The 22,146-nt window shown below is 61.7% G+C and carries 25 protein-coding genes; 18 read left to right on the top strand and 7 right to left on the bottom strand.

What is annotated here, in order from left to right; translation table 11 throughout:
- From CXY71_RS09890 to CXY71_RS09860, 8 genes are all read left to right on the top strand, one after another.
- Window positions 1–399 (top strand): (deoxy)nucleoside triphosphate pyrophosphohydrolase, encoded by a 399-nt coding sequence (locus tag CXY71_RS09890; RefSeq protein ID WP_104135468.1) that lies wholly within the window; start codon window positions 1–3, stop codon window positions 397–399.
- Entirely contained in the window at window positions 396–3,293 is a 2,898-nt protein-coding gene (locus CXY71_RS09885; protein WP_104135467.1) for a DUF3427 domain-containing protein, read from the top strand. Before CXY71_RS09890 ends, CXY71_RS09885 begins: the two co-directional genes overlap by 4 nt.
- Window positions 3,294–3,611: 318 nt before the next feature.
- Complete coding sequence (locus CXY71_RS22360) at window positions 3,612–3,743, top strand: hypothetical protein (RefSeq protein WP_255412631.1); 132 nt, start codon at window positions 3,612–3,614, stop codon at window positions 3,741–3,743.
- Between the two features lie 24 nt (window positions 3,744–3,767).
- Window positions 3,768–4,646, top strand: coding sequence for a UvrD-helicase domain-containing protein (locus CXY71_RS09880; RefSeq protein ID WP_104135466.1), 879 nt, complete (start codon window positions 3,768–3,770; stop codon window positions 4,644–4,646).
- Window positions 4,647–4,661: 15 nt separating this feature from the next.
- Window positions 4,662–5,906, top strand: coding sequence for a UvrD-helicase domain-containing protein (locus tag CXY71_RS09875; RefSeq protein ID WP_104135465.1), 1,245 nt, complete (start codon window positions 4,662–4,664; stop codon window positions 5,904–5,906).
- Complete coding sequence (locus tag CXY71_RS09870; RefSeq protein WP_233204583.1) at window positions 5,903–6,391, top strand: 3'-5' exonuclease; 489 nt, start codon at window positions 5,903–5,905, stop codon at window positions 6,389–6,391. The genes CXY71_RS09875 and CXY71_RS09870 overlap by 4 nt, the downstream gene beginning before the upstream one ends.
- A 101-nt stretch (window positions 6,392–6,492) precedes the next feature.
- Window positions 6,493–6,747, top strand: a complete 255-nt coding sequence (locus CXY71_RS09865) for a hypothetical protein (protein WP_104135463.1) — start codon at window positions 6,493–6,495, stop codon at window positions 6,745–6,747.
- The gene (locus tag CXY71_RS09860) at window positions 6,744–6,962 is read left to right on the top strand and encodes a hypothetical protein (RefSeq protein ID WP_104135462.1); all 219 of its coding nucleotides are present in this window, start codon (window positions 6,744–6,746) and stop codon (window positions 6,960–6,962) included. The genes CXY71_RS09865 and CXY71_RS09860 overlap by 4 nt, the downstream gene beginning before the upstream one ends.
- A 70-nt stretch (window positions 6,963–7,032) precedes the next feature.
- On the opposite strand, the gene CXY71_RS21465 is transcribed toward CXY71_RS09860, so the two are convergent.
- A complete protein-coding gene (locus CXY71_RS21465; protein ID WP_233204582.1) occupies window positions 7,033–7,800 on the bottom strand; it encodes a type II toxin-antitoxin system HipA family toxin in 768 nt (255 codons plus the stop codon).
- A 450-nt stretch (window positions 7,801–8,250) separates the two neighbouring features.
- Window positions 8,251–8,568: a helix-turn-helix transcriptional regulator gene (locus CXY71_RS09850; protein ID WP_104135461.1), complete on the bottom strand. Its 318-nt coding sequence runs from the start codon at window positions 8,566–8,568 to the stop codon at window positions 8,251–8,253.
- A gap of 506 nt (window positions 8,569–9,074) precedes the next feature.
- On the opposite strand from CXY71_RS09850, the gene CXY71_RS09845 reads away from it, so the two are divergent.
- Together CXY71_RS09845 and CXY71_RS09835 are read left to right on the top strand one after the other, a co-directional pair.
- Entirely contained in the window at window positions 9,075–9,410 is a 336-nt protein-coding gene (locus CXY71_RS09845; protein WP_104135460.1) for a hypothetical protein, read from the top strand.
- Window positions 9,411–9,858: 448 nt separating this feature from the next.
- On the top strand, window positions 9,859–10,269 hold the full coding sequence (locus tag CXY71_RS09835; protein ID WP_104135459.1) for a DUF2256 and DUF3253 domain-containing protein: 411 nt from the start codon (window positions 9,859–9,861) through the stop codon (window positions 10,267–10,269).
- A gap of 225 nt (window positions 10,270–10,494) precedes the next feature.
- Here the strand turns inward: CXY71_RS09835 and CXY71_RS21090 are convergent, their stop codons facing one another.
- Window positions 10,495–10,644, bottom strand: coding sequence for a hypothetical protein (locus tag CXY71_RS21090; RefSeq protein ID WP_158253045.1), 150 nt, complete (start codon window positions 10,642–10,644; stop codon window positions 10,495–10,497).
- A gap of 17 nt (window positions 10,645–10,661) precedes the next feature.
- Here CXY71_RS21090 and CXY71_RS22010 point away from each other — a divergent pair, with 17 nt between their 5' ends.
- Window positions 10,662–11,117 (top strand): hypothetical protein, encoded by a 456-nt coding sequence (locus tag CXY71_RS22010; RefSeq protein WP_233204581.1) that lies wholly within the window; start codon window positions 10,662–10,664, stop codon window positions 11,115–11,117.
- A gap of 12 nt (window positions 11,118–11,129) precedes the next feature.
- Here CXY71_RS22010 and CXY71_RS09825 read toward each other — a convergent pair whose 3' ends face one another.
- Entirely contained in the window at window positions 11,130–11,504 is a 375-nt protein-coding gene (locus CXY71_RS09825; protein ID WP_104135458.1) for a YccF domain-containing protein, read from the bottom strand.
- Window positions 11,501–12,250: an IclR family transcriptional regulator gene (locus CXY71_RS09820; RefSeq protein WP_199184270.1), complete on the bottom strand. Its 750-nt coding sequence runs from the start codon at window positions 12,248–12,250 to the stop codon at window positions 11,501–11,503. Before CXY71_RS09820 ends, CXY71_RS09825 begins: the two co-directional genes overlap by 4 nt.
- A gap of 169 nt (window positions 12,251–12,419) precedes the next feature.
- On the opposite strand from CXY71_RS09820, the gene CXY71_RS09815 reads away from it, so the two are divergent.
- The 5 genes from CXY71_RS09815 to CXY71_RS09795 are packed head-to-tail and all read left to right on the top strand — an operon-like array spanning window position 12,420 to window position 17,357.
- Entirely contained in the window at window positions 12,420–13,238 is an 819-nt protein-coding gene (locus CXY71_RS09815) for an ABC transporter ATP-binding protein (protein ID WP_104135519.1), read from the top strand.
- Window position 13,239: 1 nt separating this feature from the next.
- Complete coding sequence (locus CXY71_RS09810; RefSeq protein WP_199184269.1) at window positions 13,240–14,094, top strand: ABC transporter permease; 855 nt, start codon at window positions 13,240–13,242, stop codon at window positions 14,092–14,094.
- 30 nt (window positions 14,095–14,124) lie between these two features.
- Window positions 14,125–15,165, top strand: coding sequence for an ABC transporter substrate-binding protein (locus CXY71_RS09805; RefSeq protein WP_104135457.1), 1,041 nt, complete (start codon window positions 14,125–14,127; stop codon window positions 15,163–15,165).
- Between the two features lie 30 nt (window positions 15,166–15,195).
- Window positions 15,196–16,434 (top strand): CaiB/BaiF CoA-transferase family protein, encoded by a 1,239-nt coding sequence (locus CXY71_RS09800; RefSeq protein WP_104135456.1) that lies wholly within the window; start codon window positions 15,196–15,198, stop codon window positions 16,432–16,434.
- Window positions 16,434–17,357: a hydroxymethylglutaryl-CoA lyase gene (locus CXY71_RS09795; protein WP_104135455.1), complete on the top strand. Its 924-nt coding sequence runs from the start codon at window positions 16,434–16,436 to the stop codon at window positions 17,355–17,357. Before CXY71_RS09800 ends, CXY71_RS09795 begins: the two co-directional genes overlap by 1 nt.
- 354 nt (window positions 17,358–17,711) lie before the next feature.
- Here CXY71_RS09795 and CXY71_RS09790 read toward each other — a convergent pair whose 3' ends face one another.
- Complete coding sequence (locus CXY71_RS09790) at window positions 17,712–18,038, bottom strand: hypothetical protein (protein ID WP_104135454.1); 327 nt, start codon at window positions 18,036–18,038, stop codon at window positions 17,712–17,714.
- A 125-nt stretch (window positions 18,039–18,163) separates the two neighbouring features.
- Between CXY71_RS09790 and CXY71_RS09785 the strand changes: the two genes are divergently transcribed.
- Entirely contained in the window at window positions 18,164–18,712 is a 549-nt protein-coding gene (locus CXY71_RS09785; protein ID WP_104135453.1) for a PadR family transcriptional regulator, read from the top strand.
- Window positions 18,713–18,767: 55 nt separating this feature from the next.
- Window positions 18,768–20,423, top strand: a complete 1,656-nt coding sequence (locus tag CXY71_RS09780; RefSeq protein WP_104135452.1) for an AarF/ABC1/UbiB kinase family protein — start codon at window positions 18,768–18,770, stop codon at window positions 20,421–20,423.
- A 137-nt stretch (window positions 20,424–20,560) separates the two neighbouring features.
- Here the strand turns inward: CXY71_RS09780 and CXY71_RS09775 are convergent, their stop codons facing one another.
- Window positions 20,561–21,844 (bottom strand): DUF1524 domain-containing protein, encoded by a 1,284-nt coding sequence (locus CXY71_RS09775; protein ID WP_104135451.1) that lies wholly within the window; start codon window positions 21,842–21,844, stop codon window positions 20,561–20,563.
- Window positions 21,845–22,146 lie beyond the last annotated feature (302 nt).

Here is a 22,146-nt window from a genome sequence, read left to right as displayed (position 1 = left end):
GTGAAGAAGAGAATCAATGTCGTCGGCGCCGTCCTCACTCGAGGCCAGACAATTCTCGCAGCACGTCGTAGTTCGACAATGTCCCTACCCGATATGTGGGAGTTTCCCGGGGGCAAGATAGAGGCGAACAAATCACCCGAGCAGGCTTTGCTCTGCGAACTCGAAGAAGAGTTGCTCTGTGCAGCAGAGATCGGAGCGCGCATCGAAACCACCGAGCACGAGTACGACTTCGGGATCGTTATCTTGACGACTTACTACTGCTCCCTAACCGGCGAAGAGCCTCGACTTACCGAGCACTCAGAAATTCGGTGGGTTCAGGCTGCCGATCTGGACCAGCTTGATTGGGCACCTGCTGACATTCCGGCAGTCGTGCAGGTAATGAAAGATTTTCGCGAGTGAGCGCGACTAGCCGTCAACTGACCATCGACAACAACTTTGGATTTCTTAACTCGCAAGTAAAGGCCGATCAAGTCTTTAACCCGACGCTCGTCTCAAATTCGGCCGGCAACACGATGCTTCGAGCGATTCGTGAAGAGCTAAAGCGCTCGCGTCGCTTTATCTTTAGTGTGGCTTTCGTCACACCAAGCGCGATAGCCCTGCTCAAGCAGGCGATTATCGATTTTCGAGGTTCGGGCACGATCATTACATCCACGTACTTAGGATTCAACTCGCCTGCAGCCTTTCGGGAACTCGTCAATCTCGATGGAATCAACGTTTTCGTGCACCCAGATTCCTCTGCCGGCTTTCATGCCAAGGGATACATTTTTGAGCAGGAGGCGAGTACCACGGCGATCGTAGGTAGCTCGAACCTGACGGATCGCGCACTCCTGAACAACCACGAGTGGAATCTGCGCTTTTCGGCTCTGCCTAACGGGGACATCGTCCAGCAGCTTAATCGCGCCGCGCAGGTTCATATTGATGCCTCGATTCCCCTTACCAAAGACTGGATTGACGCGTACGCGCTGACGTGGATCGCACCCATACGCGCATCGTCAGCTGCAATCGGCCCGATTGAGCCGGTGACTGATCTGCCAGTCAGCGGAGTCATTCAGCCCAACAAAATGCAAGTCGAAGCACTCGCTGAGATTGCAGCACTGCGTGATAATGGGGAGAAACGCGCGGTTGTTATTTCTGCGACGGGAACTGGAAAGACGATCCTCTCGGCGCTCGACGTGCGGGCATGCGCACCGAAACGGATGTTGTTCGTGGTGCATCGTGAGCAGATCTTGGACCGTGCCATATTTGAATTCAAGCGCGTCTTGGGAGCTCCGGACAGCGACTTTGGCAAATTTGTGGGAACGAAAAGGGAACTCGATCGTCGTTATGTGTTCGCTACGATTCAATCCCTATCGAGGCCGGCGAATCTCGCTGGGATTGAGCCCGATGCATTTGACTACGTTCTGATCGACGAGGTCCACCGGGCGGGCGCCGAGAGCTATCGGAGTGTGATCGAACACCTCCAGCCAGAATTTTTGCTCGGAATGACAGCGACGCCCGAGCGAACCGACGATTTCAACGTCTTTGAGCTGTTCGATTTCAATGTGCCATACGAAATCCGATTGCAAAAGGCCCTAGAGGCAGACATGCTGGCACCCTTTCACTACTACGGCGTAACCGACTACGTCAAAGACGGCGAGGTAATAGACAAGCTCTCGGACCTCAAGCACCTTGTCGCCTCTGAACGCGTTGACTACCTCGTGGCCTCGATCGAAAAGTATGGACACGCGGGCGCACCGGTACGCGGCCTAATCTTCTGTAGCAGGAACGATGAGGCGATGGCCCTTTCGGCACTTCTCAACTTGCGCGAGGTTCATGGAAAGCATCTCCGAACGCGCGCGCTGAGCGGGTCCGACTCGGTGGACGAACGAGAGGCGGTCGTGCAGATGCTCGAGCGCGGCGAGCTTGACTACATAGCCACTGTCGACATTTTCAATGAGGGGATCGACATTCCCTCAGTCAATCAGGTCGTTATGCTGCGTCAGACACAATCAAGTATCGTGTTTACCCAGCAGCTCGGACGGGGACTTCGGAAGGCCGCGGGCAAAGATCACCTAGTAGTTATCGACTTCTTCGGCAACTATGAAAATAACTATCTGATTCCCATAGCACTCTTCGGAGACAGCAGCCTGAACAAGGATTCGATCCGCAAGAAAATCATCGACGCACAAGAGGCCGGTGCCATAGCCGGCCTTTCCAGCGTCAACTTTGACGCTATTGCAAGAGAGCGAATTTTTGCATCCCTTGCAACGACGACTCTCGACAGCATGTCGAACCTTAAGAAGTCCTTCCTCGAGGTGCAGAACCGCCTAGGCCGAGTGCCTTTACTAATCGACTTTGCGCGTTTCGACTTAGTGGATCCCACCGTCATTGCAACAAAAGCAAAGAATTATTGGCGGTTTCTCCAAAAGGTCGGTGCCATGAACGTTCCGGTCGGAGAGTACGCAGACGGAGTTTTGACCTTTCTTTCCGGCGAATTACTGAATGGTAAGCGGCCTCATGAGCTACTGCTGCTCAAGGAGCTTTTGTCCAGCGCGGACGGTCTAGAGGTGCAAGCCTTCACGCGACTGCTTGAGAAAAGTGCTCTGGCAACCGATCCGGCAACACTTGCCTACGTACTGGGCATCTTGAGTTTGGAATTCTTTACCGCGGCAGAAGCCGAAAAGTACGGCGCCGCACCGGTCATCACTGTAAGTGATGGCGTGTACGACCTCAGCGAAAAGTTCGCCGCGGTTTGGAACGCTGATCTGGTGTTCCAAGAGCACGTTAACGACGTTGTAGAGACCGGGCTATACCTCGCGCGCCATCGACACAATTGGACCGGACGTCTGGAGGTGGGCCAACGCTATTCCCGCAAGGACGCTTGCCGTCTGCTGAATTGGAAGTCCAACGAACAAAGCACGATATACGGCTACAAGGTCGATTTTGTCTCAAACACCTGCCCAATATTTGTCACGTACCACAAGGGGTCTGAGGTGTCCGAAAGCACCAACTATGGAGACGAGTTTCTCAACCCTTCGACGTTGACCTGGTTCACCCGAAGTAGGCGCACCCTTGCAAGCGGTGAGGTGAAAGCGATTGTTGAAAACAGTCTTCCCCTTCATGTTTTCGCAAAGAAGGATGACGCAGAAGGAACCGATTTCTACTATCTCGGACAAGCGACATCTCAGGACGCCCGTCAGACAAAGATGTCGGGCGTCGGTGGCCACGATGTGGTGTCAATGACGTTGGGGCTGGCGATTCCTATTGAGTCGAGTCTTTATGAGTACTTCGCGGCTCGCGCTTTAGAGTCCTAGCGCGCCATCGGAGCATCACAGCTCGCCGCCGGCGTCTCGAGGGAGCGGTCGAGAAAGACTCGCGTCCTCGTGTCTCAATTATTGCCGTATCGTCTTCTACAATCGAACTATCGGTCACTTGTCCGCAAAAACGCCCCGTCCGAGGGCCGCGAGCTTAGCCGGCGTATCGCTACATTGCGACATATATATTAGTTTCTCGCGAGCGCGGTTTGCTTCATGGGAATGCGGATCCGATGAGGCGTACTTCATAGCTACTCGTCCATCAGCTCTTACGGGACGACCTAACCGGGGGCCAACCATGAGTTCAAGAAGCACTTCTTGAAGACCAGACACGTCCTCCCCACGTGGCGGCCCTCCGCGTGGGGCAAGGCCCTCACCAACGCGGGCGATTGGCAACTTGCCCTCCACGACGACATCGTCACGGTCACCATAGAAGGTACTGCTGCCTAGACCGCGGTCGAGGATGTCGCGACGGTGATCGTCACCCGCGGCCTGTTCTGGAGTCGGATCGAGCTGCAAGTGGGAGCGCGGGCGAGCCGGTTCCGCGGCATCCGCTCGAAAGACGCTGCTGCCTTTAAACACGCTTTCACCGTGTCGCGTCAGTCGTTGCAGCTGCTGCAGCTCACTGCGGAGTTCGATGCGGCAGCCCGCCAGGCGACGCTCTGGTTGAATAGCTTTACTGACGCGCTCACCGAACACCTACAGGTTAAAGGCTGGATCACAACCGAATTCGGCACGGATTGGGCCGCTCGTAAGGCCGTCGTGGGCTTCAGTCACCTCCTCGACGACGAAGCCTTGCAAACTCATATTGGTGCCCAGCCGGCTGACATCGCCGATATGATTGCCCACTGGTCGAAAGACCTGCAGGCTGTAATTGCACGTGAAAACCAAAACCATCTCGAGCGAGAATCGGATGAGTGCCGCGAATTCTTCGACAATGTGGAATCCGCGCCGCTGACCCCAGAGCAGACGCGCGCCGTGATCTGTTTCGACAACCGCATGCTCGTCATCGCATCCGCAGGCTCCGGCAAGACGTCCACGATGGTCGCCAAAGCCGGCTACGCGTTGCATCGCAAGCTCATTCCGGCCGACAAAATACTCATGCTCGCCTTCAACTCGGCTGCAGCCAAACAGCTGCAGCAGCGCACTCGCGACCGCCTCACCCCGCTGGGGCTTGACGCAGACAAGGTCGTTGCCCGCACGTTTCACGCCTTCGGCCTCGACATCATCGGTCAGGCCACCGGCAAGAAGCCGTCGCTGGCGCCGTGGCTTGAGGGTGGCAAGGACATCGAGCAACTCGGTCGGATCGTTGACCGACTTCGGGCTACTGATGTCATGTTCCGCTCGGAGTGAGACTTTTTTCGCGCGGTGCTGGCCCGTGACTACCCTGACGATAACGGGGAGAAGGCCGACGCGAGCGAGGGGTTTCAGACGTCGCGCGGCGAAACCGTCAAGAGCGCTGGCGAGCGGATGATCGCTGACTGGCTGTTCTTCAATGGCGTCGACTACATTTACGAGAAGCGCTATGAAGTTGAGACCGCTGACCCCACGCACGGGCAATACCACCCTGATTTCTTCTACCCGGCGATCAACGTTTACCACGAGCATTGGGCGATTGATGCGGATGGCTCGTCGCCCTTCGAAGGCTATCTCGAGGGCGTTGCATGGAAGCGCAAAATCCACCACAAAAACGGCACTACTCTGCTCGAGACCACGACGTCTGAGCTGTGGGGTGGACGAGACCTTACCCGCCTGGGCGTCGAGCTCACCGAACGGGGCATCTCCCTGCAGCCCAACGCCGATCGGCTCGCCGTCGGCCAGAAGCCGATCGAGAACGCACTCCTGCTGGGCACATTTCGCACCTTCCTCATCCACGCCAAAAGCAACTGCCTCACCGAAGAGCAGCTGAGCGAGAACCTCGCAGCGCTCGCCCACGGCCCCGTGCGCTACCGGGACGCGTCGTTCCTGAGACTGTTCACGGCCATCCGTCGGGAATGGAATGAGCAGCTGGCGGCTGACGACTGCATCGACTTCGAGGACATGCTGACGCTGTCGGCGCAGCACCTTGAAGATGGTGACTGGGAAAGCCCATATGACCTCGTAATGGTCGACGAATTTCAGGACGCCAGCTTTGCCCGTGCCCGCCTGGCTCGTGCGCTCGTTGACGCACCCGGACGCCATCTGTTCGCGGTCGGCGACGACTGGCAGAGTATCAACCGCTTCGCCGGCGCTGATATCTCAGTCATGACCGGTTTCGAGAACCGGTTCGGCTCGAGTGAGACCATGCGTCTCGAGCGCACCTTTCGTTTTCCACAATCAATAGCGGATGTCTCGAGCGCCTTCGTCATGCAGAACCCTGGGCAGATCACGAAGAGCGTCGTTTCGTCGACCGCCGAGTATGCGCCAACGATGGAGATCATGACGGTCGACACGGACAATGCCGTGGCAGCAGCCGTACGCCATCGATTGACGACTCTGCATACCCGCGTGGCGAGATCCCGAGCGTCCAGGGGCGCAAGCTATCGGTGCTCGTACTCGGCCGGTATCGCTACCAGAGCAGTTACTTGGAGGGCTGCAAGACCCTCGCTGACCTGCTCGACATCTCGTTCATGACGATCCACGCGTCGAAAGGAGGAGAGGCCGACTACATCGTGATACCCGGCATGGTGTCGGGAAAATGGGGATTTCCGAGCACCATTCCCAACGACCCGGTATTGCGGCTCGCTATGCCGGCCGCCGAAAAATTTCCGAAAGCCGAAGAGCGTCGTCTGTTCTACGTGGCGCTCACCCGAGCTCGCCGCGGCGTGCTTCTGGTCACCATCAACAATCGCGAATCGCGCTTCGTGATGGAACTCATCCGCGACCAGGCCATGTTGCGCACGAACGCCATCGGCGAGGTGCTGCACTCGATCGTCTGCCCGCGCTGCGGCCTCGGGTTCATGGTCGAGCGCACCAGCAAACGCGGAGCTTTTCTCGGCTGTCGGCGTTACGCGCGCTGCAAGACCACGCTCGCCCTCGATGGCAGCCCGTCGATGCCGGTTGTGAAGCCGGCCGGCGGGTACCGCAAACCATTCACCCCGTACCGCCGCAACCGCTGACGCCGCTGCCAAAGAATTGCCCGCAGACAAAATCCCGTGGGCGTATCGAGATCTCGGCAGGCTCGATCAACGGGATTGTTGGGTCGCGTAGGCAGAGTCGCGTGTGGACCACGATCTTGTTTTTGGAGCGCCCGTGGTACGCGCGGCCGGATTTCGCGACCGAGCAGAGGGCATCCGCTTTTCTGGAACGTATCAGCCTTCGCCTGCCCGAAATCACCGGGCCGGCCGAACACCAGAACTACCTGGTCCTGCTCGACCGCTGCCTGCTCGACCGCTGCCTGCTCGACCGGCAGCTCTCCGCGCACGAAGCGCAGGCGCTTGTACAGCTGGCCGAGGAGCTCGGCCTGGTGAGATGAACCGACCCCGCAGCGACTGGGAATCGGAGCTGCTGGCCCGCGGCTTCGCCCCGAAGAGTGCGGTGACCAAGAAGGTCATACTGCTCGTGGCCGCCGACCCGCACTCCCTCTCGGGCAAGGCGCGCAAGGCCCGCGACTACGGCATTCCAATCGTGGGGGAGGCGGCCCTCATCGGGCTGGCGGGTGCGTTTCCTCTGCTCTGTTCTCCGGAGTGAGGATGCCCATCGGTGCCGCTCCGCTTGGTGGCGACGGGAATCTGCTGACGGCTGGGGCAATCGCTCTGCCCTATCGGCTTCCCGGTGCAAAAGCTCCGGACATCAGGTCAATCTCGCCCTCGGTGATGCCCAGACGGCGTGCTTCGGCTACCCATCCCGAGACCGCATGGGCTATTTCTGCGAGCACGGTCTTGGGGCTGCGCACACGAAAATAGGGAGCCACTTCAAGAAGTGTGTCGGTGTTGGCGGCGTAGGTGTCGAAGTCGATGGCTGTCGACAAGTGTTTGGGTCCCGGTGCCGGATTGGGATTGAGGTCAAAAACTGGCGACAGATTCCAACTGCCTTCGGAGTCTGAGCGCAGAAAACCATGATTACGGAGATGGTCGTCGGTATTGGAAATAAGGACGGAAAATGCAATTCGCCGCCAGAGCTCATTGAGCTCATTCGTGGCCGACGGCGATGTCTGCTCGATGATCTCGGCGATTTCCAGATAGCTGCGCCGCTCACCGTCGACCGCTTCGAGCATGGTCATGGCACTCGCGTACCCGATTCGGCGCGAGCCCTGCCGATCGAACCGATTGAGGAGAAGGACATTTCGACCGGCCACGGACATCAACTCGTTGCGGGGAGTGCTGATGCCGGCGCGGGAGGCGAGGGTGAGGGATAGGTGCTCCCAAGCCATGACATCCCATTCGTCACTGCTCACACGCGGGAATTTTGCCATCAATAGATCGCCCTGGCCGTTTACCACGGCCGCCTTCGGGCGTGCACCTCCGATCGAGCTTCCGGCTCCCAGCAGCAAGCGCAGGGCGTCGTCATCAGGGTTTTCGCTCTCCACCGATTCGACGGCACGAAGGAGCCGCGACAGGTCAACGAGGTGCGGCACACTTCCGGCCGCTTCGGCCTGCCATTCATCGGAGCCAGGCGTGCGAAACCGAATGGCTCCTTGGCGTAGGTCATCCCTGACTCCGAGGGTGAAGTCAAGTTCGCCAGAGCTGCGCTCGGTAACACCAATTCGGGAAGCTCGACGGCGTTCAGACCGTTCGAGAGTCTGCGCCCCCACCGGTCAGGGGCGCAGTCGGTGAACGCGCCGAACAGGTGATGCCCATCTGCTGTATTGAACGCGCCAGACGACAGTGGAAGGGCTGGGTCGAGAGCGTAGGAGGCTGGCCGCGCCAGATACTCAGGCGCGTACGTAAACGTAGCGCTCACGGAGCCACGCCAACGGTGTGAGTAGACGGTTCCGGCGCGCACATCTATGCCGCCCAGCTGCACCCAGACTTCGGCGTCAGGCATCCGACACGCGCTTCGGCGTGCTCTGACGCACGCGCTGCGGCAGAATCTCTTCGGATCGGAGCCGGCCCACATCGCTGCGGTACGGGTCGGCACTGTTGACGACCGTGTCCATAATTCCGAGGGCTCGGAAGACGCGCAGCGCGGTCTCGAGGCTGACGCCGCCGTTACCGGACTCCAATTTTGCGAGGGTACTGCGGCTTATGTCGGCGCGGTCTGCGACTTGCTCCATAGTCAATCCCAAAAGCTTGCGCCAGGTTTGAGTGTCGTTTCCGAGTTCGCGGATGGCTCGCCGAACAGGAATCGGTGTCATTCGTTTTTCAGCCACGATAGTCAACCCTCTGTATGACCAGTATTCTACACATTGAGACGGATAATGAGCGGAATACTACTCATTGAATTCAAAAGAGAACCTGGAAGATGATCGAAATGTATCTCCTCGCCCAGGCCTGTTCATTGAGGACTATCTCGGGGAGGGCTGGGCGGAACGACAATGGAATCAGAGCCGCGCCAGCGGCTTCACCCGGAAAAATGCGGTGACCAAGTAGTCCACTCTGCCACGTGAGCGCCAGCGCCGTTCCGCGATGAGCGGCCTGCGGGCCGGCCGGCGGCGATCAAGGCCATGGCGCTCTGATTTGCCAGAACCTCCATAAAATAGCCCTGTCTGAGGGCCGTGGGCGGGCTACGTGTTGACTAGAGTGCGGAGTGCGGGCTAAAGCCCGCCTCGCGCACTCAGGACAATTGTTGGAATACACGGCCATTCAGCCGTGGGTCCTGCAACCGGATCGAACTTGCCGAGCTAGCGAGAGGACAACCAGCATGCCGCCGACTTGGCAGCCATCCGCCTGGGGCAAGGCCCTCACCAGCGCAGGCGACTGGAAACTCGCACTTCACGGCGACTCCGTCACGGTCACCCTGGGTGGCGTCGCTATCGTGACCGCGATTGCGGATGTTGAGGCTGTCGTCGTCACCCGCGGCTTGTTCTGGAGTCATATCCGGATCGAGGTGGGTGAGTGGGTGAGTCGGCTCTACGGTATCCGCTCGAAGGACGCTGCCGCGTTTGAACGAGCCTTCGCAGCGTCCCTAAAGTCGCTCAAACTCAGGCAGCGCACCGCGGGGTTCGATGCGGCGGCCCACCGAGCGAGCCTTGACTGAACGGCTTCACTGTCTCGCTCGGGAGGCCACGACCGCGTCATTGTGGCCCACATTGCCGCCGTCGACATCCGCTTTTTCCTGCCCGAAATCACCGGCCGCGGACATGGCAGTGCGGCTGGGTTTGCTTCTGGGGACGAGCGCGGAACTCTGGTTGGGAATGCAGACTGCTTACGACCTATGGAACGAAAAGCAGAAGCCACGGCCGGAGGTTCTCCCGCTCGCAGGTTAGGCGCCACCCTCGCGCTGAGCGGAAAGCATTGTTGGCCGTGGAATTCTGGCGGATTAGGCGACGGCCTTCAGATTGACCACGACGTCGTGTCCGTTTACCGAGACCACGATGCGGGGATCGCTTGCTCCGGTTGCCGGTAAATAGTTGCGCGCAGTGGAGAGAAGCATTTATGCGGAAATTTGTGTCAACTATCTCCGGTCTCGCGGCAAGATAGAAGGCATGGCGCACCGTCAGCCAAAGCCCTCCGATGATGACCCCGCAGCTGCCCGGGCGGAGAAGACGTGCGCCTCATGTGGGCGGCGCATCGAGTGGCGCGCGAAGTGGGCCAAGAACTGGCATTCGGTGAAGTACTGCTCGGCCGCGTGCCGGTCACACGGCGTCAACGCAGTTGACCTGCAACTCGAAGCGACCATCGTGACACTGCTCCAGTCGCGGGCGCACGATTGCACGATCTGCCCCTCTGACGCGGCGCGAGCCATCGGCGGCGAAAAATGGCGCGACCTGATGGAGCCGGCCCGCCGAGCCGCACGCCGCATGGTCGCCCGCGGCGAATTGCAGATCACGCAGGGCGGATTCGTGGTCGATCCGTCGACTGCGAAGGGTGCGATTCGGTTGCGAACACCGCGGTAAATGGTCACCACTTGCCGTGCGCCAGATCTGGGTGTCAAATCACAATGGCGGCGGAGACAGGGGAGATCGACATGACAGACAGTGACCTGCGACTCGCTGGTCTCGGGAGACGGCTACGCGGCCGGCGTGAATCAGGGTTTGCAGCATCCGCTCGGTCGAGCGGCAGTGCGTCACGCACGTCACTTACCGGGTTGCGCACTGAACGAGTCGTGTGCGGCTGGGTCATCAGTCCAGTTGCGGGGCGATACGTAGGGCATCATCGATGCCGTCGAGTTCCTTGCGGCTGACATGGCCCACGAGCTGGCCGAGGCGTTCAGTGCGCAGGACGGTGAGATAGCGCAGGTCGGCTGCTTCACGAGTACCTGCACGCGCCATTCGTGGGAGCATGACGCATGCACAACTTCATGAGCGAGATAGTCAACCAGGCTCCCCAACAGAACAGCTGGTGGCTCAACGGCGGCGGCTGGTTCGTGCTGGCCCTCGTCAATGCGGGCCTGGCCGAACAGAAAAACCGTTCCCGCTGGACCTGGTTCGTGCTTTCTCTGTTTCTCGGGCCCGTCGCCACGTTCTTCATCGTGGTCTGGGAGCCGGTGACTGAGCCGCCACTTGAGGTGCGGAATCCGTTTGCGAGGGCCGACGACCGCTATCTCACCCTAGCTTTTCTCGCTTTCGTGGTCACGGTTGGCGCAGTGCTCTTCGCCATGGCCGGGCAGACCTGGTACATGTGGGTCGCCAGCGGCGTTGGTGCCGTGGCGCTCGCGCTCTTTCTCGTTCTGTTTCGACGTGCACGCGCAAAGCGGATGGCGGAACGCGCGCACGCGCGCAGCGCTTCAGCGCCGGCTGTCTGACCCCTACAAGCGTTAGGGCGTGTCGACGATCTGCTTGCCGAGCGGCATGAGCGCGACCGGGATCAGTTTGAAGTTGGCGATTCCGAAGGGGATGCCGATGATGGTGATGCAAAGCGCGATGCCCGAGAGCAGGTGCTCGAGGGCGATCCACCAGCCGGCCAGAACGACCCAGACGACGTTGCCGAGCAACGACGCAATGCCGGCGTTCGGTGTCTCAATCACGGTTTTGCCGAACGGCCAGAGCGCGTAGACGCCGATGCGTGCTGCTGCGATTCCCCAAGGGATCGTGACGATGAGTACGCACATGATGAGCGCGGCGAACATGTAGCCGAGGAACAGCCAGAAGCCCGAGAATACGAGCCAGATGATGTTGAGGAGGGTTTTCATGATTGTTCTAGTCTCTCAAACCCGAGCGCCTCCGAGATCAGCGCCGCGGCGTCCACGACCGGCTCCGTATACCCTGGAATCGCGGTCGCCTCGTTGAGCCTAGAGAACGGGGCCACGATGCCCACCACAGCCACCACGTTGCCATGGTGGTCGAATACGGGGGAGCTCACCGAGGCAACTTCGGGCTCGCGCTCCTCAAACGATGACGCCCAGCCCTGGTTGCGAATCTGATCCAGCAGCTGGGCGGGCAGTGCCTCCTCCGGCGCAACGGTTAGCAGCTCCTGCCGAGCGAACTCGTCGAAAGCGAGAAACACCTTGCCGGCCGAGCCCAGGTGCAGCGGCATGACTGTGCCCACCTCGAGCACGCGCGAGATGGCGCGCGGCGAGCGGGCCGTGGCCACCACGGTTCGGTACTGCCGCCATCGCACGTAGAGCACCGACGACTCCTGCGTCTGCTCGCGGAGGGTTTGCAGAACCGGGCGGGAGGCTTGAATCACGTCGAGGCCGTGAGTAGCATTGATGGCCCAGCGGGCCACGGCCAGTCCGATGCGGTATCCGCTGCCGTCACGGTCGAGAAATCCTTCCGACACCAGGTTCTGCACGAGACGCTGCGTGGTGCTTTCGGGTAGTCCGGCGCGCTTGCGAATCGCGGTGAGCGACAGGGTGGGTTCCTCCACGGTGAAGCAATCCATGATCTGGCGAATTTTGCCCAGCACCAGAATGCGATTACCAGCTGTTTCTGTCACGAGGTGTCCTTGTCTGCGCGGGGCGAGCGAAGCATCCGTTTGTCACAGCGCCATTATCCATTGCGGTCGGGCACATAACGCCACTAGGGTTCATGTAACCACATTGTGAGTGACTCACTCACAATGTGAGCGATAAACCTCACACTCTGCCTGTAAGGAATACATGACGATGACGTCAACAGAAACAGCGCACGTACCGGCGGTACAACTCGATGCCTGCACCAAGGAGTTCGTGACGCCCCAGGGCGGCTCGTATTTCGCGGTGAAGGGCATCGACCTCACGGTGATGCCGGGCAAGTTCGTGTCGATCGTGGGCCCGACAGGATGCGGCAAGTCCACGGTGCTCAACATGGCCGCTGGGCTGATGGCGCCGAGCGAGGGCGAGGCGCGTAGCTTCGGTGCCCCGGTGGTGGGCGTCAACCGCCGGGCCTCGTACATGTTTCAGCAGGACGCCCTGCTGCCGTGGAAGACCGTGCTCGACAACGTGTCGCTCGGCCTCATCATGCGTGGCGTTGGTAAGAAGGAAGCGGCCGCCGAGGCTCGCCGCTGGCTCGCCAAGGTTGGCTTGTCCAACTTCGAAGACCGCTACCCGCACCAGCTGAGCGGCGGCATGCGCAAGCGCACGTCTATCGCGCAGGCCTGGATCGTGAACCCCGACATTCTGCTGATGGACGAACCCTTCTCCGCCCTCGACGTGCAGACCCGGCAGATCATGGAGAACGAGCTGCTTGATATCTGGCAGGAATCGGGCAAGGCCGTGATTTTCATCACCCATGACCTCGACGAAGCCATCGCCCTCAGCGACGAGGTCGTGCTACTCAGCGCCGGCCCCGCGAGCCACGTGGTGGCCCGATACGACATCACCCTGCCGCGGCCGCGCAACCTGCTTGAAATTCGCGACGACCCGCGGTTCGTGGAGCTGCACCGCGAGATCTGGGGCAGGCTGCGCGACGAAGTGGCCAAAACCTACGCGGTGAAGGCGGCCTGACATGTCAACGACGACCACCCGAGCACATGCCGCGTCCGCCGCATCCGCTCCTCGCACGCCCCGCAGCGGCTCGGCCCACTCCCGCAGCGAAACCCCCGCAACCCTGATGCGCGTGTACCAGCTGCTGCTGACCGCGTTGGTGCTTGGCGCCTGGGAGATTCTCGGACGCGCGGGAATAATTGACACGTTCTTCTTCTCTTTGCCGAGTGCCATTGGCGAGGCCGTGTGGGACTGGATCGTGACCGGCTTCATCTTTCCGCACTTGTGGATCACGCTTCAGGAAGCCCTGTACGCCTTCATTATCGGCACCGGGCTCGGCCTGGTGCTCGGGTTTCTACTTGCCCGAGTGCGCTTTCTCGAGCGGCTGTTCGAACCATTCGTACAGATGTTTAACGCCCTGCCCCGGGTGGTACTCGCCCCCATCTTCCTTTTGTGGTTCGGGCTCGGCATCGAATCGAAGGTGGCCTTCGGCGTCACCCTGGTTTTCTTTATTGTGTTCTTCAACGTGCTGCAGGGCGTGAAAAGCGTCGACAAGGTTTTGCTCGACAACGCCCGCATGCTCGGCGCCACCGAACGCCACCTCATTCAGCACGTCGTGCTGCCGAGCGCCCTCACTTGGATCTTCTCCAGCCTGCATATCAGCGTGGGCTTCGCCATCGTGGGCGCGGTCGTGGGCGAATACCTCGGCGCCGCCGCCGGCGTCGGCTACGTCATCGCTCAGGCCCAGGGCGTGTTTGACACCGAAGGCGTGTTCGCGGGCATGTTCATCCTCATGATCGTGGTGCTCTTCGTCGACCTCGGCGTGAACCGACTCGAACGCTACCTGCTGCGCTGGCGCCCGGTTCCCGGCGCGTAAATACTGATCTTCCTAGAGAAAGAGAACACCGTGTCCCTGCCCAAAAAGTTCACCATGGCCGCCGCAGCGTTGCTCACCGCCACCCTGTTCGCCGGCTGTAGCAGCACCACAAACGGGGGAGCGGATGCCGCAGCCATTCCCAAAGTCACCATCGGCATCGGCGGCCAGACTCTGCTCACCTACCTGCCCACTACCCTCGCCGAGCAACTCGGCTACTACGAGGAGGAGGGGCTCGACGTTGATCTGCAAGATCTGCAGGGCGGGTCGAAGGCCCTCACCGCGCTGCTCGGCGGCAGCGTGAACGTGGTGAGCGGCTACTATGAGCACACCATTCAGATGCAGGCCAAGAACCAGAGCATCACCTCGTTCGTGCAGATGGGTAAGTCGCCGGCCATCGCCCTCGTCGTGGCTCCGGGATCAACTTCCGAGATCAAGTCCCTCGACGACCTCATCGGCAAGAGCGTTGGCGTCACCGCGCCGGGCTCCTCCACCCACACCATGCTTCGCTTTTTGCTCGAGGAGGCGGGGTTGAATCCCGATGGCGTCAGTGTCGTCGCGATGGGCGCCGGGGCATCCGCTGTGGCCGCCATGGAATCGGGTGGAGTTGTGGCCGGCGTGATGCTCGAGCCCGACGTGTCGGTGCTCGCGGAGCGCACCGGCGCCGAAACCGTGAGCCTCGCCGACCTGCGCTCGCCCGCCGGCGTGGAGGAGCATTACGACACCGACATGTGGCCGTCGTCGTCGTTCTACGCGCAGAGCGACTGGCTCAAGAAGAACCCCGAAACCGCGCAGAAGCTCGCGAACGTGCTCACCAAGACGCTCGCCTACATTGCCGAACACACCGGCACCGAGATCGCGGCCGAGATGCCGGAGACCTTCAGCGGCGGAGACCTCGAACGCTACGCCGCGCTCATTGAGCAGCTCAAGCCGCAGCTCACCGAAGACGGACGCAACTCAGAAGCCGGTGCCAAGGCCGTGCTCGACACGCAGCGCATCGCGAACCCTGAGGTCGGAGACGCCGAGATCGACCTGGCGACCACCTTTACGAACGAGTTCGTTGGCGGCAAATAAGCGCACGACATCCGCTCGAAAGGACTTGATATGACCAACGTGGCCCCGCTCGCCGGAGTGCGTGTACTCGAACTCGGTAACTTCATCGCCGCGCCCACGGCCGGGCGCATGCTGGCCGATTTCGGCGCAGAGGTGATCAAGGTGGAGCGCCCCGGAACCGGAGATGAGTTGCGCAATTGGCGGCTGCACGCCGGCAGCACGTCAATGCTGTTTCGTACGATCAACCGCAACAAGAAGTCGATCGTGCTCGATCTCAAGACCGCGCTGGGGCGCGACACTGTGCTTGAACTCGTGGCGCACTGCGACGTGGTGCTCGAGAATTTTCGGCCGGGCACGTTGGAGAAGTGGGGGCTTGGGCCTGCCGAGTTGAACGCGGTGAATCCCAACCTCATTCTCACCCGGGTGTCGGCGTTCGGGCAGACCGGGCCGCTCTCGCAGCGCCCCGGATTCGCCGCGGTCGCCGAGGCGATGGGCGGATTTCGAGAGCTCGTGGGCGACCCCGACCGGCCTCCCGTTCGGGTCGGCGTGTCGATCGGCGACTCGATCGCCGGGCTCTATGCGGCCTTCGGCTCGGTAATGGCCCTGTTTCAGCGCGAGGTACGTCAGGGGCGAACGGATGCTGCGATCGAGTTGCACGAACGCGTCATCGACGTGGCGCTCAACGAATCGATGCTGTCGATGATGGAATCGCTGATACCCGACTATTCGGCGTATGGCGTAACGCGGGAACGTGTCGGCGGGCGGATGGACGGCATCGCCCCCACCAACGCCTACCTCTGCAGTGACGGCGCCAGCATCGTGATCGCCGGCAACGCGGATGCAATCTACCAGCGCTACATGCACGTGATCGGCCGCGACGACCTCGGGTGCGACCCGGGGTTGCAGAACAACGCGGCGCGGTGGCTGCGGCGGGATGAGCTTGACGCCGCCATCGGGGCGTGGACGTTGGGGCTTTCGGCAGCCGCGGCTTTGGCCGTCTTGGAAGAGGCGGGGGTTCCGTCTGGTCCTATATATACGGCGGCCGACATCTGCGCGGACTCGCAGTACGAGGCGCGCAACATGATCCAGCGCTTCGATGTCTCAGACGGGTCACAGGTTTTGCCTGGCGTGGGTTTCCCTGGCATTGTGCCGGTGATCGGCGAACGCTCGCTCGATATAAAGACCCTCGGGCCAGACCTCGGGGAACACACTCGAGAGGTGCTGTCTAGGGTTTTGGGCAAGACCTCTGCCGAGATAGACCACATTTTGAGCGAATTGCAGCCCGCCTGATGTTCACCCTCGAACCCGCCGCGGTGCTGCGCGACGTTACCCTGCGCGACGGCCTGCAACTCACCGGCGGCATGCTCTCTACCGAACGCAAACTCTCGACCATTCGGTCATTGCTCGCGCTTGGGGTGGAGTCGCTGGAGATCGGGTCGATGGCCCGGCCCGACCTCGTGCCGCCGATGGCGAACACTCTCGAGGTACTCGCGGAGCTCACGCCCGCTGAGCTTGCGCGGTGCTGGGTGTGGGTCGCCACGCCGCGGCACGTGGAGCGCGCCGCCGCCGCCGGTGCCCGCAACTTTCAGTACTGCTTCTCCGCAACGGATGCCCACAACCAGGCCAACATTGGTCGCACCACAGAGGCGAGCCTCGCCGCCATGCCGGCGGCCGTGGAAATCAGCCAGGATGTAAATGGGCAGATCCAGCTGTGCATCGCGACCTCGTTCACCTGCCCGTTCGACGGCCAGGTCGACCCGTCGCGGGTAGTGGAGATTGCGCAAGACGAACGCGCAGTCGGGGCTTCGCACGTGGTGATCTGTGACACGCTCGGGCAGGCGGTTCCGGCTCAGGTGTCATCGCTCATTACGCGTGTGCGCCTCGAGACGCCGGCCCGCGAGATCGTTTTTCACGGGCACGACACGTGGGGGCTGGGTGTGGCGAACACGCTCGCGGCTATTTCCGCCGGGGCCACCATGGTGGATGGAGCACTCGGTGGTCTGGGCGGATGCCCTTTCGCGCCGGGAGCCAGCGGCAACACGGCGAGCGAGGATATCCTCTTTGCCACACGCCCGCAGTGGTTGACCCCCGACGTTTTCGGGTCACTCGTGCGTGTATCGGAAGCGTTACTGATAGAGCTCGACGAGCCGAATCGTTCGAAAGCCGCCCAGGGCGCCCGCTCACCCGCGAAGGCGTTCGACTGGGTAATGTGACTGGGCCGGCGAAAGTGGCGCTCGGCCAAGAAGCAGGCCACGCGGGGCGCCGCGCTATCACGCAAAATAGATAGAAGGTATGGTGCACCGTCAGCGAAAACCCGCCGATGCCGACCTTGCACCGGGCAAGACGGATAAGACGTGCACCTCGTGTGGGCGGCGGCGGCGGGGGGATGGTGTGAAGTCATGNGCCCGCGGTAAACTGCCGATCAGACAGGGTGAGGTCGTGGTCAATCCGTCGGCGGCGAAGGGTGCGATTCGGTTGCGGCGGCTGCGGTAGGGCGCGACAGAAGGTGCGAGTCGGGTGATTGCCACCGCGCCAGATGAAGTTGAGGAGGGTTTTTATGGTGGCGACTAACCGATCAGAGTGAGCATCAGCCGTGATTCCTCAAGCGCTTCGACCTCATGCTCAAGGTTGGCATCGAGCCTCAATAGGGCGCCGGGTATGAGATCGGTGACCTGGCCACCGGCGGTGACGCGCAGGAGTCCGTCGAGGGCTTGCATGAGCAGAATCTTGGGAGCAGAGTGCTTCTTGAGGGTAAAGCCGGCCTCGAAAGTGAGCACGATCACACGCACGCCGGGGGAGGCTAGGACCGTGCTGTGACCGAGGCTGCCAAATTCGACCCTGGCATCGGCTCGAACGTCGGCGATATGGGTGAGGGGCGACGTTGTATCTTCCATGGTTCAACGCTAGACACGACTGTTGTGTCTGGGAGCCAGCCCTGAGCATCCGTTTATATGTGTCGTTCGGATGCATCGCTGGGTATCGTTGAGTATCGTTCGTACGTCACACTGAGGAGGCAATCATGGGCAATTCATTCCCAACCGGCGGGTTCAACGCTGGCAACATCGACGGCATCTGGCAGGCGATGGAGCAGTTCCGCTCGCGGTTCGAGAAGCAAGCGGGCACGGGCACCCGCGCCGGTCGCGGCGAGGTGCGCACGGCAGTGCTGGCGCTACTCGCCGAGCAGCCGATGCACGGCTACCAGATCATTCACGAAATCGAGGAACGCAGTGGCGGCAGCTGGAAGCCCAGCGCCGGCTCGGTCTACCCGACCCTGCAGCTGCTGGCCGATGAGGGCCTGATCAGCGCCGAGGAAAGCAACGGGCGCAAGATCTACTCGCTGACCGAAGAGGGTCGCGCAGCTGTCGCGGACGCCGACACGAGTGCGCCGTGGGAATCTACCGCGTCGACGTCTGGCCACCGCCATGCGGCACTACCGAAGGCCGGCCTCGAGCTCGCCCAGGCGGCGGCGCAGGTCGGCCGCACCGGCTCGCCCGAGCAGGTTAAAGAGGCCGTCGCGGTACTCGACGACGCGCGTCGCAAGCTCTACTCGATCCTCGCCCAGGACTGACGGGGTGCCACTGGCTCGTCGAGGTAGCTACGATTCAAATTCGGGCGCGGGCAACATGCGCGCCCGCTACCGCCGCATTCTGCGTTTTGCCAGCTGGTATCTCGCTATAACGTGGTGGTTCGAGTTGTTCCTGCCTCGCATCGGGCTGGTGAAAGTCGCAGAGCGCACCCGTTCTAAGCGGATGCAGCGCTTCGCAAAGGGTTTTCACGTGCTCGCGGCCGACCTTGGCGGTCTCATGATCAAGGTCGGGCAGTTCATGTCGTCGCGCCTCGACGTGCTGCCGCCCGAGATCACCAAAGAGCTCGAGGGGCTGCAGGATGAAGTGGCTCCGGTATCGTTTGCGGCCATTCGCGCTGCTATCGAGGCGGAGCTGGGCATGCCGCTCGAACGGGCCTTTACGTCGGTCGACGAGTCGCCGGTAGCGGCGGCATCCCTGGGGCAGGCGCACCGGGCCCAGCTCATCTCACTCGATGCTGCTGACACAGGGCTCGACCGGGTCATCATCAAGGTTCAACGTCCGGGAATCGACGAAATCATCGACGTCGACCTTGCAGCGCTGCGCAAGGTGGGCGGGTGGCTCAGCCATGTGAAACTCGTCTCCAACCGGGTCGACATGCCGGCGTTGGTCGAAGAGTTCGCTCAGACGAGCCTCGAGGAGATCGACTACTTGCACGAGGCGAGCAGCTCCGAACGCTTCGCGGCGGCCTTTGCCGATGACGACCGAGTAGGCGTGCCCGGTGTCGTCTGGGAGCGCACCACCCGAAAGGTGCTCACCCTCGAAGACGTCACGGCGATCAAGATTACCGACGTTGAAGCCCTGATCAAGGCGGGCATCGACCCGACTAATGTGGCCCCTGTTTTTGCTGAGGTCATGTTCGACCAGATGTTCACCATGGGGTTCTTTCACGCCGATCCGCACCCCGGAAACATCTTCGTCACCCCGGTCGCCGACAGTGAGCGTGGGTGGAAGTTGACGTTCATCGACTTCGGCATGATGGGCGAAGTGCCCACCAGCACGCGCACGGGCCTGCGCAAAATGCTCATCGCGGCCGCTTCGCGCGATGGGCGCGGCCTGGTCAATGCGATGAACGACGTCGGCGTGCTCCTTCCCTCGGCCGAGACGACCGAGCTCGAACGGGCCATGACCACTCTGTTCGCCCGGTTCGGCGGTATGGGTTTCGCTGAGCTGCGCGAGGTGGACCCGCGGGAGTTTCGCGACTTCGCGGTGCAGTTCGGCGACGTTGTGCGCTCGCTGCCGTTTCAGCTGCCCGAGAACTTTCTGCTCATCATTCGGGCTATGTCGCTCACCTCCGGAGTGTCCAGCGCGCTCAACCCGGCCTTCAACCTCTGGGACTCCGTCGAGCCCTACGCGGCACAGCTGCTGCGTGACGAGAGTGGAAATCTGGTGCAGGACCTCGCGAAGCAGGCGATGGAGACCGCCGGCATCGCCTTTCGTCTGCCAAAGCGCCTCGATGCGCTCATCACCCGCGCCGAAGACGGCTCTGTGGCGGTGGCCAGCCCGGGTCTCGAGAAACGTGTCGCCCGACTCGAGCGCACTATGCGGCAAGCGGTATCGGCGCTGCTGTTCGCTGCGTTGCTCATCGCCGGCGTCCTGCTGCGAGCGGATGACACGGTGCTGGGTACCGTTCTGATGGTCGCGTCGGTCGTCCCCCTGCTGCACGCTCTGTTTGCAGGGCGCCGAGGGTTCTGAGCGGGCGGTCGCGGATTCTAAGTCGGCGGTCGCGGTAGCCGTCGATGCGGAGGCTACCTGGCAGACCGGCGGGGCGGCATCCGCTCTATGGTCGGGGGTGCGCACGCCATAACGGCTGGTTCGGCCAGCCTGGTCAGCTAGCTTTCGCAGCCGACGCCGTCGCCGTCCCGGTCGAGGTGACGCCCATACCCGGCGTCGCCCGTGTGTACCGGAGCTGCTCCAGCAGCACGCGCCGCGTCACAGTTCTTGTAATAGGCGCTGGCGGGTGCCGGCGCAACCGGTGCCACGGGCGCCGGCTCGACGGCGACCGGAACGGGCACCACGACCACGGGCGCAGGCTCGGCAACCGGTATAGGGACGACGACAACGGGAGCGGGAGCCGGCGCGAAAACGGATGCCGTCGCCCGCTCGTCGGGGCAAGCAGTCAAAATACGGGTCATCGCGTCGTGCTCGGCCTGCGTCACCCATAGCCCGTAGGTCGCCTTCACAGAAATCTGCCGTGCCACGTAAGCGCATCGGTATGGTTTTAGCGGCGGCAACCAGGTGGCCGTATCGCCGTCACCCTTGCTCGAGTTCGTGCGACCGTCCACGGCTAGCAGATTGAGCGGATCGTTCGCGAGCGACACCCGTTGGGCTTGGCTGAGTTGCTGAGCTCCGGTCTGCCACGCATTTGATAGTGCCACGACGTGGTCGATTTGAACGAGCGACGACGTCGCCGTTCCGCGCACAAAGTTGATCGTTTTTCCCGTGTATGGGCCGGTCAGTGTGCCGGTCACGACCCGACAGTCGCCTTGCTTGGCGATGTTGGTCAGGTCGCGGGTCAGGATGTCGTTACGGGTGTCGCATCCGTTTTGGTCAACGTCGAGCCAGGCCGTGCCGAAGCCGCCGCTGCGGTCGTAGCCGGTCTTGGGCGCGCGGCCCTTGATTGGCAGGGTCGCCAGCAGCGCGACCGCTGTGGTGTCGGTCCCTGACGTATCGGCCAGAACGATGCTTGCGGCCTCCGGTGCCGGTGTGCTTGTGGCTGGATCGGTTGGCGCTTCGTCGGTGAACGCCAACGGCGTCGGGCTTGGCGTCGGGCTTGGCGTCGCAGAAGGGGTGGCCGTTGCGGTCGGTTGCGCACTCGTGCTGGCCAGGTTCGCGTCGACGGATGCCGGCGCCAGCGACGACCCGACGAAGACCGCGACGAGCGCCCCGGCCAGAACGACACTCGCAATCTTGCGTGTGGGGATGACGGCCCACGAGCGCCGACCGGTGGCCAGCACATAGATGGCGGTAAAGGCGCCGATCGCGCCAATCATCAGGAACAGGCCGGAAAACCCGCCGGTCGATGCGGCCACGAGCAACAGCACCTGTGACAGGCCGAGCACGGTCCAGGTGAGCGTGGAGAATTTCGGTCCGCGAAGGCGGGGTTCTGCGAACATGGAGCTCCTCTGGCAGTGTTGCGACAACCAGACGAACTTATCCGTTGTTCCACGGCGTGGGCACTTCCACCTTCGGGGACGCAGGTTTGGTCGCGGCGTCACCGGCTGCGGTTTGTGCCGGGCCCTTGTGGGGCACGGGGGTGTAAGTAATTCTTATACCAGCTCACCATATTAATGATATTTTCTCGTGTTTAAGGGCGATTCGCAGTATAATTGTGAGTGAAGGAGGCGCCGTCGCCATGACCCTCACCGCCCCGCCCGCAGCAGCCGGTTCAATCCCGGAGCCCGCCTCTCGGGTGGCG

Source organism: Cryobacterium sp. Y62, assembly GCF_002929785.1.
GTDB lineage: Bacteria > Actinomycetota > Actinomycetes > Actinomycetales > Microbacteriaceae > Cryobacterium.
Note: the sequence above shows the minus strand (reverse complement) of the source record. Positions and strands in the feature narration are given on the sequence as shown.

Coding starts and splice junctions, on each gene's coding strand:
- CXY71_RS09800 (WP_104135456.1), top strand. CDS start 15,196: ATGACCAACGTGGCCCCGCTCGCCGGAGTGCGTGTACTCGAACTCGGT.
- CXY71_RS09790 (WP_104135454.1), bottom strand. CDS start 18,038: ATGGAAGATACAACGTCGCCCCTCACCCATATCGCCGACGTTCGAGCC.
- CXY71_RS09825 (WP_104135458.1), bottom strand. CDS start 11,504: ATGAAAACCCTCCTCAACATCATCTGGCTCGTATTCTCGGGCTTCTGG.
- CXY71_RS09870 (WP_233204583.1), top strand. CDS start 5,903: ATGACGATCCACGCGTCGAAAGGAGGAGAGGCCGACTACATCGTGATA.
- CXY71_RS09780 (WP_104135452.1), top strand. CDS start 18,768: ATGCGCGCCCGCTACCGCCGCATTCTGCGTTTTGCCAGCTGGTATCTC.
- CXY71_RS22010 (WP_233204581.1), top strand. CDS start 10,662: ATGCACAACTTCATGAGCGAGATAGTCAACCAGGCTCCCCAACAGAAC.
- CXY71_RS09850 (WP_104135461.1), bottom strand. CDS start 8,568: ATGACACCGATTCCTGTTCGGCGAGCCATCCGCGAACTCGGAAACGAC.
- CXY71_RS09860 (WP_104135462.1), top strand. CDS start 6,744: ATGAACCGACCCCGCAGCGACTGGGAATCGGAGCTGCTGGCCCGCGGC.
- CXY71_RS09835 (WP_104135459.1), top strand. CDS start 9,859: ATGGCGCACCGTCAGCCAAAGCCCTCCGATGATGACCCCGCAGCTGCC.
- CXY71_RS09845 (WP_104135460.1), top strand. CDS start 9,075: ATGCCGCCGACTTGGCAGCCATCCGCCTGGGGCAAGGCCCTCACCAGC.
- CXY71_RS09815 (WP_104135519.1), top strand. CDS start 12,420: ATGACGTCAACAGAAACAGCGCACGTACCGGCGGTACAACTCGATGCC.
- CXY71_RS09795 (WP_104135455.1), top strand. CDS start 16,434: ATGTTCACCCTCGAACCCGCCGCGGTGCTGCGCGACGTTACCCTGCGC.
- CXY71_RS09810 (WP_199184269.1), top strand. CDS start 13,240: ATGTCAACGACGACCACCCGAGCACATGCCGCGTCCGCCGCATCCGCT.
- CXY71_RS09775 (WP_104135451.1), bottom strand. CDS start 21,844: ATGTTCGCAGAACCCCGCCTTCGCGGACCGAAATTCTCCACGCTCACC.
- CXY71_RS09785 (WP_104135453.1), top strand. CDS start 18,164: ATGGGCAATTCATTCCCAACCGGCGGGTTCAACGCTGGCAACATCGAC.
- CXY71_RS21090 (WP_158253045.1), bottom strand. CDS start 10,644: ATGGCGCGTGCAGGTACTCGTGAAGCAGCCGACCTGCGCTATCTCACC.